We start from the raw sequence: 12,917 nt of genomic DNA on the forward strand, positions 1-12,917 counted from the left end.
GATCGTCATGTCCATCCGAGTCCCGGGACTGCGTCGCACCGCCGCGGTCGTGGTGGCCGCGGCGCTGCTCGTGAGCGGCTGCGCGTCCGAGCAGGAGAAGAAGCCACGCGGCCAGGGCAAGGCCCTCGCCGAGGGCTTCCGCAATGTCGACGACGGCGGCAAGCCCGTCGACGGCGGCACCCTGACCTACGGCGCCTACACCGAGCCGACCTCGCTGGACCCGACCGTGACCATCGCGGCCGCGACGACCGGCGGCAACGAGATGGCCAACATCTTCGACACGCTGACGACCTTCGACCCCGAGAAGCAGGAGTTCGTCCCGCGGCTCGCGGAGTCGATCGAGCCCGACGCCGACTACACGACCTGGACCCTGAAGCTCCGCGACGGGGTCACCTTCTCCGACGGCACGCCGCTCGACGCCGAGGCCGTGGTGTGGAGCCAGCAGCGCTACGCCACCGCGAAGGCCCCCGAGACCGCACTGTGGGCCGGCAACGTCACCTCGGCGACCGCGACCGACGCGCGCACGGTCACCTACGAGCTGGCCCGGCCGTGGCCGCTGTTCCCGGGCATCCTGAGCACCGGTCCCGGCATGGTGGTGGCGAAGTCGTCGGTGGGCGCCGACGGCAGCTTCAACCCCGTCGGCGCCGGTCCGTTCACGCTCGGCGACTGGAAGCACGGCGAGTCGATCGAGCTGGTGGCCCGCGAGGACTACTGGGACGGCGCGCCTCATCTCGACAGCGTGCGGATGGCCTTCCTCGGCGACCAGCGCACCAGCCTCGACTCGCTCGAGGGCGGCGACATCGACGCGGCCCTGGTCCGCGATCCCGACCTCGTCGACGAGGTGCTCGACAAGAGGCTGCCGGCGTACGTGAACATGCGGGCGGCCAGCAATGTCGCCATCATCAACGCCGCCGAGGGCGCCGCCGGCCACGACGTCCGGGTCCGCAAGGCGATCGCGCTGGCGATCGACCCGGACCTGATGCGGGAGCGGATGTTCGGCGGCACCGGCATCGCGTCGTCCGACCTGTTCCCCGACTACTCCGTGTGGCACACCGACGTCGCCGGCCTCGAGCCGGACCGGGAGCAGGCCACGAAGCTCGTCGAGGAGGCCAAGGCGGACGGCTGGGACGGCGTGATCCGGTACGTCGACGGCACCGACCCCGCCTCGCGCGCCGCCACCCAGGCGGTCAAGGCCTCGCTCGAGGCGGTCGGGATGACCCTCGAGTCCAAGCCGGCCCGCACCATCTCCGAGCAGATCACCCGGATCGCCGTGGAGCGTGACTACGACCTCGCGGGCTGGAGCATCAACTTCGTCGAGGCCGACCCCTTCGCCCGGATGTACGCGACCATGCACAGCGGCGGCACCCAGACCTACGGGATGTACACCAGCCCCGCCATGGACGAGCACATCGCCGCCTTCCAGGCAGCCACCACGAAGGACGACCAGCTGAAGGCGATCGCCGCGCTCCAGGAACAGGTGAACGAGGACGTCCCGTTCGTCACCTTCGGCCCGTTCTCGGAGCTGAGCGTGTGGAACACCAAGGTGCACGGCATCACCGGCGGCGCGAACTCGATGATCCTGCTCGACGACGCGTGGCTCGGCTGAGCCCGAGGATGCCCGACTCCCGGGAGGCCCGGGAGGACCGCTGGGTCCTCCCGGGCATCCTGCTCGTCACCACCGTCACCGGCGTGGTCGGCAGTCTCGGCACGCCGTTGGTCACCGGCATCGCGCACACCGAGGGCGTCTCGCTGGTCACCGCGCAGTGGGCGATCACCGCCACCCTGGTCACCGCGGCCGTCGTGTGCCCGATCGTCGGCCGGCTGGGCGCCGGACGCCGCCGCCGACCGGTGCTGCTCGGGTGCCTGGTGCTCGTGGTGCTCGGCACCGCGCTCGGCGCCCTCCCGCTCGGGTTCGGCCCCCTGCTGGCCGGCCGGATCCTACAGGGGCTCGCGTTCGCGATCGTGCCGCTCGCGTTCTCGATCGCCCGCAGCGAGCTGCCCGAGGAGCGGGTCCGCGGCGCCGTGGCGGCGATCTCGGTCGCCAACGTCACCGCCGCCGGCCTCGGGTTCCCGGTCACGGCCCTCGTGGCGACCTTCGCCGGCACGAAGGGCGCCTTCGGCTGGGCTTGTGCGCTGGCGGCGGCGGCGCTGGTGGTGGCGCTGCTCGTCGTACCGGACAGCGACGAGGAGGCGCCGCGCGGCGTCGACTGGCTCGGCGCGGTCCTGCTCAGCACCGCCACCGCGGCCGTGCTCCTCGCCGTCACCCAGGCCACGGCCTGGGGTCTCACCGCACCCCTGACCCTCGGCCTGCTGGCCGGTGGGGTGCTCACCTACGTCGGGTGCGGCTGGTGGCTGCTCCGTGCCCGGCGTCCGCTCGTCGACCTGCGGGTCGCCGTGCGCCCGGGGGTGCTGGTCGCCAACGTCTGCGGGCTGTTGGCCGCGCTCGGCATGTTCGTGCTGCTGTCGCTGTCGATGATCCTCGTGCAGACCACCGAGGACCACGGCTACGGGCTCGGCCGGTCGGTCGCGGTGGCCGGCCTGATGCTCACGCCGTACGCCGTCACCAGCGTGCTCGGTTCGCGGATCGCGCTGTGGCTGGGCCGGTTCGTGGCACCGGACGTGCTGCTCGCCTCCGGGTGCCTGCTGTTCGCCGCCGCCAACCTCGCGCTCGCGCTGGGCCACGACGCGCTGTGGCAGGTGACCCTCGCCGTGGTCATCGGCGGCTTCGGCAGCGGGATGACCTTCAACTCCATGCCCTGGCTGATGGTGCGCTTCGTGCCGCCCGCGGAGACCGGGAGTGCGCTGAGCCTCAACCTGGTCCTGCGCTTCCTCGGCATGTCCACGGGCAGCGCACTGGCGCTGGCCGTGCTGGCGGCCTGCGCCGGGGACGGGCGGCAGACCAGCGAGTCCGGCTTCGTCGCCGGGGGACTGGCGGGGGCCGGCCTCTCGCTGGTCGCCGCCGTCGCCTGCCTGGTGCTGGGGCGGACCCGGCGCAGCGACCCCGAGAGACCCGAGAGACCCGCAAGAATCGAGACGCCGACGCATCCGTCGGCCGAGGAGAGAGTGTGATGGAGACCTTCGCGCAGATCGTGGCGAGCCGCACCGGTGACGCCGAGCCGGGCCTGCTCTTCGAGGACCGGCAGTGGACCTGGGACGAGGTGGTCCGCGAGGGAGCGGCGCGCGCCGCGGCGCTGCGGGCCACCGTGCCGGCGCCGGAGGGGCGCCAGGTCCATGTCGGAGTGCTGCTCGAGAACGTCCCCGACTACGTGTTCTGGATCGCCGCGGCGTCGCTCGCGGATGCCGTCGTGGTCGGGCTCAACGCCAGCCGCAGCGCTCCCGAGATCGCGCAGGACGCCCGGCACGCCGACGTCGACCTGGTCGTCACCGAGAGCCGGCTGCGCCACCTCGCCTCGGACCTCGACGGCGTGCCGGTCCACGACGTCGACGAGGGCGCGTACGACGAATGGCTGGCACCCTTCCGCGGCGCCTGCGTGCCCGAGCCCGCCGCGCTGCCCGGCCCCGACCACCTCGCGATGCTGCTGTTCAGCTCGGGATCGACCGGCGCACCGAAGGCGGTCGTGGTCGGCCAGGGCCGGCTCGGGCGGCTCACCCAGGCGATCGTCGGACGGGTCCGGATGCGCCGCGACTCGGTGACCTACCTGTGCATGCCGCTGTTCCACGGCAACGCGGTCATGATGAACCTGGCGCCCGCCATGGCGACGGGCGCGACGGTGACGATGACCCGCAGGTTCTCGGCGAGCGCGTTCGCCGACGACATCCACCGCCACGGCGCGACCTACGTCAACTACGTCGGGCGAGCACTGTCCTATGTCCTGACTCGGCCCGAGGACCCGCGCGACCGCACCAGCACCCTGGAGCTGGCCTTCGGCACCGAGGCGTCGGAGGCCGACGTCGCCCGGTTCACCGAGCGGTTCGGCTGCGAGGTGATGGAGGGCTACGGCCTCAGCGAGGGCGTCTTCCGGATCAACCGCACGCCCGACACCCCGGTCGGCTCGCTCGGCCTGCCCGCCGGGGAGGTCGACGTCCGGGTGCTCGACGAGGAGACGGGGGCGGAGTGCCCGCGCGCCCGGTTCGACGCGCAGGGCCGGCTGGTCGACGGCGCCGCCGTCGGGCAGCTGGTCGCCGTCGGCATGGCCGCCGCCTTCGAGGGCTACTACAAGAACCCGGGCGCGATGGCCGACCGGGTGCGCGGTGACGACTTCTGGTCCGGCGACCTCGCCTATCGCGACGAGGCCGGCTTCTTCTACTTCGCCGGCCGCTCCTCCGACTGGCTGCGCGTGGACAGCGAGAACTTCTCCGCGGCTCCGGTGGAGCGCGTGATCCAGCGCCTCCCGTGGGTCGCGGCCGCGCCGGTGTTCGCCGTACCCGACCCGCGCACCGGCGACAACGTCATGGTCGCCGTTGACCTCGAGCCGGGCGCCGCGTTCGACCCGGTCGCGTTCGGCGAGCACCTCGCGGCACAGCCGGACTTCGGCGCCAAGTGGTGGCCGACGTACGTCCGCGTGATCGACGCCATGCCGCTCACCGGGAGCGGCAAGATCGACAAGGGGCCGCTTCGCCGCGCGGCGTGGCACACCACCGACCCGGTATGGGTGCGGGTCGGCCGGACCGCCGGTTTCCGGCTGCTCGACGACGCGGGTCGCGACGCCATCGAGAGGGAGTTCGTCGAGCAGGGACGACAGGCGCTGCTGCCTGCCCGCTGAGTGGGAATCGTCGCGACTCCACGGGGCGGCGCCTTCCTAGTGTGACGCCACGCACAGGCCACCGGGGGCCTGGAGGCGCCCCGACAGCCCCGTACGAGACCCACCTGGAGTGAACAGTGAAGACACGCATTTCCGTGCGCACGCGGATGGCCGCGGCCCTGTGTGCGACCGCTCTCGCCGCCACGGCCTGCGCCAGCAGCGACGACGGGGACAAGGACTCCTCCGGCGCCCAGGCGTCGCCGAAGGACCTCTACAAGGACGGGATCGTCAACCCGAAGAAGGACCCGGGCACGCCGGTCGACGGGGGCACCCTGCGAATGGCGGAGTACTCCGAGGCGCTCGTCCTCGACCCGACGAAGACCTACCCGACGGGCTCGACCGGCCTCAACGTGATGGCGTCGATCTACGACACCCTCATGCGCTACAACCCCGAGACCCAGGGCTACGACCCGCAGCTGGCCGAGGCGCTCTCCAGCGACGACAACGTCACTTGGACCCTGAGCCTGCGCGACGGCGTGAAGTTCACCGACGGCACGCCGCTCGACGCGGACGCCGTCGTGGCCAGCATCCAGCGCTTCATCACCAACCGCGGCCTGCACGGCCAGATCCTCGGCGCCAACCTGAAGTCGATGGTCGCGACCGACACGTCGACGGTCACCTTCACCTTCAACGGCGCGTGGGCGCGCTTCCCCAGCCTGCTCGCGGCCGGGCCCGGCCTGATCCTGGCCCCGGCGGCGTACGCCGACCCGGCGAGCTTCAAGCCGATCGGCGCCGGCCCCTTCGTGCTGGAGAGCCAGTCGCCCGGCGAGAAGACCGTGGTCAAGGCCAACGAGGACTACTTCGGCGGCCGCCCGCATCTCGACAAGATCGAGTTCCTGCAGCTCGGCCCCGACCAGACCAAGCTCGAGTCCCTCGAGGCCGGTGAGGTCGACGCGGTCTACGTGGGGAGCGAGAAGGTCGTCAAGGACCTGGTCGCCAAGGGCTACACCGGCAACATGAGCGCGGTCAGCGGCGTGCCGACGATCAACTTCAACCACCGCGAGGGCACGGCCACGGCCGACGTGCGCGTGCGCCAGGCGATCGAGCTCGCCTTCGACGCCGACACCTTCCTCGAGCGCACCACCGGCAGCGACCTGCTCGCCGACCGGGGCCTGATGGGCGCGAACTCGATCTGGGACACGGGCGTCGCGCCGGTCGAGACAGACGCCGCCGCCGCGAAGAAGCTGGTCGACGAGGCCAAGGCCGACGGCTTCGACGGCAAGCTCCACTACGTCGGCCTCAGCGACGCCGTCTCCAAGTCGGGCGCCGTGGCCATCAAGGCGATGCTCGACGCCGTCGGCTTCGACGTCCAGCTCGACCTGGTCTCCGCCGTGGGCGACGTCGTGAAGAAGGTGTACGTCGACGGCGACTTCGACCTGGCCCGTGGGTCCAACAGCATCCCGGACTCCGACCCGTACGCCGCGCTCGACACCGCGATGAACAGCACCTCGGGCGCCAACCCCGGCCGCTACGCCAGCCCGGAGATGGACGGCCTGCTCGCGGAGCTGCGGGCCGCGGACGGCCCCGAGGAGGGCGACGCGACCCTGGCGAAGATCGAGGAGCTGTGGAAGAAGGACGCGGTCTACCTCAACGTCGGCTTCGGTGGCTTCCTCGAGGCCTGGAACGACAACGTGCACGGGATCACGCCCACCACCCAGACGGCGGTGCTCTTCGACGACGCGTGGCTCGGCAAGTGAGCTGATCCCGACCGACCCCGACTGGTCCCGACGGACCCTGCTTGATCCGTACGGTGTCCCGGACGTCCCCGACGTCCGGGACACCGTCGCTCGCACCGAGAGGAAGCCACATGGACGACCGCGCAGCGCTGATCGAGCGCCTCGCCGAGATCGCCGCAGCCATCGACGGGCGCGACTGGGAGACCCTCTCCCGTGCGTTCACCCCCGACGCCCACGGCTACGGCCGCGACGGTGGTCCCGACGCCATCGTCGCGCAGATGCGGGCCCACCTCGACGGCGTCGGCCCGACCCAGCACCTGCTCGGCAACCACCGGGTCGAGGTCGACGGCGACCGGGCGCGCACCCGGACCTATGCGCGGGTCTACCACGTGGGCGCCGGCCCGATGGAGGGCTCGTTCTACGAGTGCCTGGGGGAGTACGACGACCACTGGGTCCGCGAGGGCGACGGCTGGCTGCTCACCCGGCGCAGCTTCGAGATCCGGATCGGGCTGGGCGACTTCGCGGTGCTCCGCGGCGCCGACTGACGCCCGAGGCCGACCGACGTCCTAGCCGTCGAACGCCGCCAGCACCGCCTGGACCGCCGGCGACTCGGTCATCGTGCGTCGGTGCAGGGCGTCGATCAGCCGGACCGGCTCCGGGTCGGTCACCGGTACGGCGACCAGGTCCTCGCCCAGCGGGGCGCGCCCCATCCGGGGAATCAGCGCGACGCCGAGCCCGGCCCGGACCAGCGCGAGGTGGGACTCGAACTCCGCCGACACATGGGCGATCCGGGGCGGGCGGCCGGTGCCGTCGTACATCCGGGAGAGCCACTGGCGGCAGATGGTGCCCTCGGGCGTGGCGATCCAGCCCACGTCGGCGAGGTCGTGGGGAGTCACCCCGGGGCGGGCGGCGAGCGGGTCGTCGCGGTGCACGATCAGGTCGGCGACGTCGCCGTGGAGCGGAGTCGCGGCGACGTGGTCGGGGACGGCGAGCGGGACGCCGCCCCAGCGGTGCACGATCCCGAGCTCGACCCGCCCGCTCGCCACGAGCTCGACGACGTCCCACGGCTCGCCCTCGAACAGGGTGAGGGTCAGCTCGGGGTGCGCGTCGCGCAGCCCGCGGGCGACGGGCGCGACCAGGCCGCGCATCGCCGTCGAGAAGGCCGCCAGCCGGACTCGGCCGGCCACCACGCCGGCGCGCTGCTGGAGTCGCGCCTCGAGCTGTTCCAGGTCGGCGAGGACCTGCTCGCCCGCCTCGACGAGGTGCTGGCCGTGGCTGGTGAGCATCACGCCGCGCCCGACCCGCTCGAGCAGGGGGACGCCGGTCTGCCGCTCCAGCCGCTTGACCTGCTGCGAGATCGCGCTCGGCGTGAAGCCGGTCGCGGCCGCCGCCGCGACCACCGAGCCGTGGGTGGCGACGGCGCGCAGACCCGCGAGGGCGTCGAGATCGATCATGCAGCAAAGCTACATCCAAACATGCATCAACGTTCGCTGGTGCTTCACGGTGACGGCCGGGAGGATGGCCTGGTGAGCCGTCGCGACCAGTCCCTCGCCGCCCTCGTCGCCGTGATCTGGGGCTTCAACTTCGTGGTCATCGACTGGGGCATGGGCGAGGTCCCCCCGCTGCTGTTCGTGGCCGCCCGCTTCCTGGCGGTGGTCGTGCCGGCGGTGTTCCTCCTCGACCCGCCGCCGGTGCCGTGGCGCACGGTCGCGGCGGTCGGCGCGTTCATGTCGCTCGGCCAGTTCGGCTTCCTCTACGTCGCCATGGACGCCGGCATGCCGCCCGGGCTGGCCGGCCTGGTGCTCCAGGCCCAGGTCGTGCTCACGATCCTGATCGCCGCGGTGGCGCTGCGCGAGCGCCCGACCCGGCCACAGGTCGCGGGCGTGGTGCTCGGCGCGGCCGGCCTGCTCGTCGTCGGGCTCGGTCGCGGCGGGCACATCCCGGCGATCGCCCTGCTGCTGTGCCTGTGCGCGGCGCTGATGTGGGCGATCGGCAATGTCGTCTCCCGCGCCTCGGGCGCCACCGGCGGACTGGCGCTGACCGTGTGGTCGGCGCTCGTCGTCCCCGTGCCGCTGGTCGCGCTGTCGCTCGTCGTCGACGGCCCGGCGGCGGTCGCGGACGGGCTCGGCGCGTTCGGCTGGCAGGCGCTCGCCTCGACGGCGTACACCGCCGCCCTGGCCTCGCTCGTGGGCTACGGGATCTTCAACGGACTGCTGGCGCGCAACCCGTCCGCCGCGGTGGTGCCGTGGATCCTGCTGGTGCCGCCCGTCGCGATCGGCTCGGCGTGGCTGCTGCTCGACGAGGTGCCGTCGGCCGGCGAGCTGGTCGGCGGGGCGATCCTGGTGCTGGGCGTCCTGGTGGCCCAGCGCCGGGTCCGGCCTCAGGACACTAGTGTCCCGACTCCGTGTACGCCGGACCCGTCCCGGCCAGGCTCGCCAGGGCGGCCCGCACCCGCCGGGCGGTGAAGTCGGCCGCCCGCTCCTCGATCTCGGCGAGGGTGAGGAAGTCGGCGGTCTTGATCTCGCGGGCCTGGGGCACGATCCGCTGGACGATCGAGGCGGGGTGCACGCCGCCGTCGAAGACCAGGCACAGCGCGTCGTCCCAGCCGCCCCACGGCGGCAGCCAGTCGGTGAGCAGCAGCGGCCCGGCCTTGATGGTGAGGTCCAGCTCCTCCTCGACCTCGCGGGCGACCGCGACCCGTGGCGACTCGCCGACCTCGACCACCCCACCGGGCAGGTCCCAGTCGGCCTTGTAGGTCAGGTTGCACATGAGCACCCGCGGCTCGGCGCCGTCGGACCCGTCGGAGTCGCGCACCAGCATCTGGCCGATCCCGCGCTTGCGGGGCAGGAAGGAGTTGAGCAGCGCGCGGAAGCCGCCCGGCTCGTGGACCGGGACGTCGTCGGCGAGGCGCGCGTAGACCACGATGTCGCCGGTCCGCTGGCGCTGCACGCCCTCGCGGCGCAGGCCCGACCAGGTCGCGATCCGCTGGCCCTCCGCGTCGTCCACGGCGACCTTGACCTCGACCCGGTCGTGGTCGACGAGGGCGGCGGCCACCTGGCGGCGGACCACGTCGACGGCCGCCTGCCAGCCGCGCTCGGCGAGATCGGCGGTCCAGGTCAGCCGCGCGGTCCCGTCGTCGACGGTGGCGTGGGTGATCTCCGGCTGCTCGGACACGCAGTCACCCTATGGGTGCCCGCAACCACAGCGTCGCCAGAGGGGGCACCACGAGATCGGCGTACGCCGGGCTGCCGCCGGGCGCGCCCGACTCCATCGGCCCCGCCGGCCGCGCGTGGACCACCCCGAGGTTGCCGACGCCGCTGCCGGCGTAGGCCGTCGCGTCGGTGTTGAGCAGCTCCACCCACTCGCCCGCGACCGGGAGGCCGAGGCGGTAGTCGTGGGGGACGGCGGCGAAGTTGGCGACGCAGACCAGGTCGGGCGTGCCGGGCTCGCCCGAGCGGCGGACGAACGAGAAGACGTTGTGGCCGGCGTCCTGGGCGTCGATCCAGGCGAAACCGGCCGGGTCGTTGTCGAGGCGCCACAGCGCGGGCTGCTCGCGGTAGCGGGCGTTGAGGTCGCGCACGAAGTCGCGGAAGGCGGCGTGGTCGGGCTTCTGCAGCAGCCACCAGTCCAGCTCACGGGCCTCGGCCCACTCGGTCTCCTGGGCCAGCTCGGTGCCCATCATCACCAGCTGCTTGCCGGGATGCGCCCACATGTAGGCGAGGTAGGCGCGGAGGGTGGCCAGCTGCTGCCAGCGGTCGCCGGGCATCTTGCGCACCAGCGAGCCCTTGCCGTGGACCACCTCGTCGTGGCTGAGCGGGAGCACGTAGTTCTCGGAGAAGGCGTAGACGAGCGAGAACGCCATCTCGCCGTGGTGATAGGAGCGGTGGACCGGCTCGTGGGCGAGGTAGCGCAGGCTGTCGTGCATCCAGCCCATGTTCCACTTGAACCCGAAGCCGAGTCCGCCGCCCGAGGTCGCGCCGGTGACGCCCGGCCACGCGGTCGACTCCTCGGCGATGGTGACGATCCCCGGGACCCGCTTGTACGCCGTGGCGTTGAGCTCCTGGAGCAGCTGGACCGCCTCGAGGTGCTCGTGGCCGCCGTACTTGTTGGGCGACCACTCGCCGTCCTTGCGGCCGTAGTCGAGATAGAGCATCGAGGCGACGCCGTCGACGCGCAGGCCGTCGACGTGGAACTCCTCGAGCCAGTACAGGGCGTTGGCGACCAGGAAGTTGCGGACCTCGGGACGCCCGAAGTCGAAGATGTAGGAGCCCCACTCGGGGTGCCAGCCGCGCTTGGGGTCGGGGTGCTCGTAGAGGGGGGTGCCGTCGAAGCGCACCAGGGCCCAGTCGTCGGTCGCGAAGTGCCCCGGCACCCAGTCCAGGATCACCGCGATCCCGGCCTGGTGCAGCGCGTCGACGAGGCGGCGGAAGCCGTCGGGGTCGCCGAAGCGGGCGTCGGGCGCGAAGTAGCCGGTCACGTGGTAGCCCCAGGAGCCGCCGAAGGGGTGCTGCATGACCGGCATCAGCTCGACGTGGGTGAACCCGAGGTCGGCGAGGTAGTGGGGGAGGTCGGCGGCCAGCTCGTCGTAGGTCCAGAAGGAGCCGTCGGGGTGCCGCTTCCAGGAGCCGAGGTGGAGCTCGTAGGTCGCCATCGGCTCGTTGACCGGCTGCCGGCCGGCGCGGGCCGCGAGCCAGGCGTCGTCCTGCCAGACGTGGCTGCTGGCGAAGACGCGGGACGCCGTCGCGGGAGGCGCCTCCGCATGGAAGGCCATCGGGTCGGCCTTGTGGCGCCAGATCCCGTCGGCGCCCTCGACGACGTACTTGTACGACGCGCCGGACTCCACCCCGGGGACGAACAGCTCCCACAGGCCGGCGCCGACCGCGACCAGCCGGTGGGCGTTGCCGTCCCAGCCGTTGAAGTCGCCGACGACGCTGACGTTGCGGGCGTTGGGGGCCCAGACCACGAAGCTCACGCCGGGAACGGGGTCGTCGTGGACGTGGGCACCGAGGACGTGCCACAGGAGCTCGTGCCGACCCTCGCCGATCAGGTGGAGGTCGATGTCACCGAGGGTGCTTCCGGAGGTGCTGCGCTCAACGGGCGGCATCTCGGTGAGTCTAGCCGGTAGGCAATGATGCGCGGGTGAGCGAACGCATCGGGTGGAGATACACGGTCCTGGTCCCGGCGGTGCTGGCGCTGCTCTCGATGATCGGTCCGTTCAGCATCGACACGCCGTTCCCGGCCTTCCCCGAGATGGGCCGCGACCTCGACGTCGACACCAGCGCGCTGCAGCTCATCGTCACCGTGTACCTCGCCTCGTTCGCGCTGATGAGCGTGTTCCACGGCCCGCTCTCCGACGCGGTCGGCCGGCGTCCGGTGATCGTCGGCGGGATCGCGGTCTACGTGCTCGCGTCGCTGGGCTGCACCGTGGCCGGCAGCCTGCCGCTGCTGCTGGTGTGCCGCGCCCTGCAGGGCCTGAGCGCCGGCGGCGCGACCATCGTGAGCCGGACCGTGATCCGCGACCTGTTCGACGGGCCGCAGGCGCAGCGGCTGATGAGCCGGGTCGCGATCATCTTCGGCCTCGCGCCCGCCGTCGGCCCGCTGCTCGGCGGGGTCCTGCTCCAGTGGGGTCCGTGGCAGCTGATCTTCGGCTTCCAGGCGGCGATGGGCGTGCTGCTCATCCTGGCCGTGCTCCTGCTGCTGCCCGAGACCCACCCGCGCGAGCGCCGGGTCCCGATGCGGGTCGGCGCCGTCCTCGGCGGCCTGGTCGAGGTCGGCCGGGTCGGCGCCTTCCACCGGCTCGGCTGGGCGACCGCGCTGATCTTCGGCGCGCAGTTCCTCTACATCGGCGGCGCCGCCATCTTCGTCGTCGACGTCCTCGGTCAGGGTGAGCTCGACTTCTGGAAGCTCTTCGTCCCGATGATCGGCTCGATGATGCTCGGCTCCTGGCTCTGCGGCCGGGCCGCGGGCCGGATCTCCGCCCGCCGGCTGGTCTCCTGGGGCTGCACGACCTCCTTCGTCGGCGGGGTGGTCGGCGTGGTCATCGCCGCGGTCGGTCTCGGCGACGAGCTGCCGTGGGCGGTGGTGGGCGTCGCGCTGATCGCGCTCGGCAACGGCATCACCTACCCGACCATGCAGCTGATGCTCCTCGACCGCTTCCCGGCCCGCCGCGGCGCCGTGGTGTCGCTGGCCAGCTTCGTGGCGCTCGTGCTCAACGCGGTCACCGCGGTGGCCCTCGTGCCCGTGATCGGCGGCTCGGCCCTCGGGTTCGCCGTCGCCGCGCTCGTCGGCGTCGGTGCGGGGCAGCTGTGCTGGACCTGGCACTGCGCGGTCGAGTCGCGGGACTGCGCGGTGTCGGGGGTCTTGGGGGAGCGGGAGCCGGTGGAGCTGCTGTAGGCGGGGTGCAGGAATCGCCGGTCGACCGGCGATTCCGGCGCTTGTCGGGCGTTGCAACGGCCGACAAGTGACAGTTTTGCCCGTC

The 12,917-nt window shown here is 72.5% G+C and carries 10 protein-coding genes; 7 read left to right on the forward strand and 3 right to left on the reverse strand.

Features of this window, described 5'->3' with window-relative positions:
* The first annotated feature begins 7 nt into the window (after positions 1-7).
* The 5 genes from JOD66_RS23265 to JOD66_RS23285 all read left to right on the forward strand — a co-directional run bounded on the left by JOD66_RS23265 (position 8) and on the right by JOD66_RS23285 (position 6,984).
* Positions 8-1,606: an ABC transporter substrate-binding protein gene (locus tag JOD66_RS23265; RefSeq protein ID WP_204839184.1), complete on the forward strand. Its 1,599-nt coding sequence runs from the start codon at positions 8-10 to the stop codon at positions 1,604-1,606.
* An 8-nt stretch (positions 1,607-1,614) separates the two neighbouring features.
* Positions 1,615-3,069: an MFS transporter gene (locus tag JOD66_RS23270; protein WP_204839185.1), complete on the forward strand. Its 1,455-nt coding sequence runs from the start codon at positions 1,615-1,617 to the stop codon at positions 3,067-3,069.
* Positions 3,069-4,724, forward strand: coding sequence for an AMP-binding protein (locus tag JOD66_RS23275; RefSeq protein ID WP_204839186.1), 1,656 nt, complete (start codon positions 3,069-3,071; stop codon positions 4,722-4,724). Before JOD66_RS23270 ends, JOD66_RS23275 begins: the two co-directional genes overlap by 1 nt.
* A gap of 116 nt (positions 4,725-4,840) precedes the next feature.
* Complete coding sequence (locus tag JOD66_RS23280; RefSeq protein ID WP_204839187.1) at positions 4,841-6,460, forward strand: ABC transporter substrate-binding protein; 1,620 nt, start codon at positions 4,841-4,843, stop codon at positions 6,458-6,460.
* Between the two features lie 110 nt (positions 6,461-6,570).
* Positions 6,571-6,984, forward strand: coding sequence for a nuclear transport factor 2 family protein (locus tag JOD66_RS23285; protein WP_204839188.1), 414 nt, complete (start codon positions 6,571-6,573; stop codon positions 6,982-6,984).
* 21 nt (positions 6,985-7,005) lie between these two features.
* On the opposite strand, the gene JOD66_RS23290 is transcribed toward JOD66_RS23285, so the two are convergent.
* Positions 7,006-7,893 (reverse strand): LysR family transcriptional regulator, encoded by an 888-nt coding sequence (locus JOD66_RS23290; RefSeq protein WP_204839189.1) that lies wholly within the window; start codon positions 7,891-7,893, stop codon positions 7,006-7,008.
* 72 nt (positions 7,894-7,965) lie between these two features.
* On the opposite strand from JOD66_RS23290, the gene JOD66_RS23295 reads away from it, so the two are divergent.
* Positions 7,966-8,904, forward strand: a complete 939-nt coding sequence (locus JOD66_RS23295; protein ID WP_307823676.1) for an EamA family transporter — start codon at positions 7,966-7,968, stop codon at positions 8,902-8,904.
* On the opposite strand, the gene JOD66_RS23300 is transcribed toward JOD66_RS23295, so the two are convergent.
* Positions 8,828-9,613: an NUDIX domain-containing protein gene (locus tag JOD66_RS23300; RefSeq protein ID WP_204839191.1), complete on the reverse strand. Its 786-nt coding sequence runs from the start codon at positions 9,611-9,613 to the stop codon at positions 8,828-8,830. The genes JOD66_RS23295 and JOD66_RS23300 overlap by 77 nt on opposite strands.
* A 4-nt stretch (positions 9,614-9,617) precedes the next feature.
* Positions 9,618-11,543, reverse strand: coding sequence for a 1,4-alpha-glucan branching protein GlgB (gene glgB / locus JOD66_RS23305; RefSeq protein ID WP_204839192.1), 1,926 nt, complete (start codon positions 11,541-11,543; stop codon positions 9,618-9,620).
* A gap of 35 nt (positions 11,544-11,578) precedes the next feature.
* Here glgB and JOD66_RS23310 point away from each other — a divergent pair, with 35 nt between their 5' ends.
* Positions 11,579-12,832 carry a multidrug effflux MFS transporter gene (locus JOD66_RS23310; RefSeq protein WP_204839193.1) on the forward strand — a complete coding sequence of 418 codons (1,254 nt, stop codon included), beginning with the start codon at positions 11,579-11,581 and terminating at the stop codon, positions 12,830-12,832.
* Positions 12,833-12,917 lie beyond the last annotated feature (85 nt).

It is taken from the genome of Nocardioides nitrophenolicus (assembly GCF_016907515.1).
Taxonomy (GTDB): domain Bacteria; phylum Actinomycetota; class Actinomycetes; order Propionibacteriales; family Nocardioidaceae; genus Nocardioides; species Nocardioides nitrophenolicus.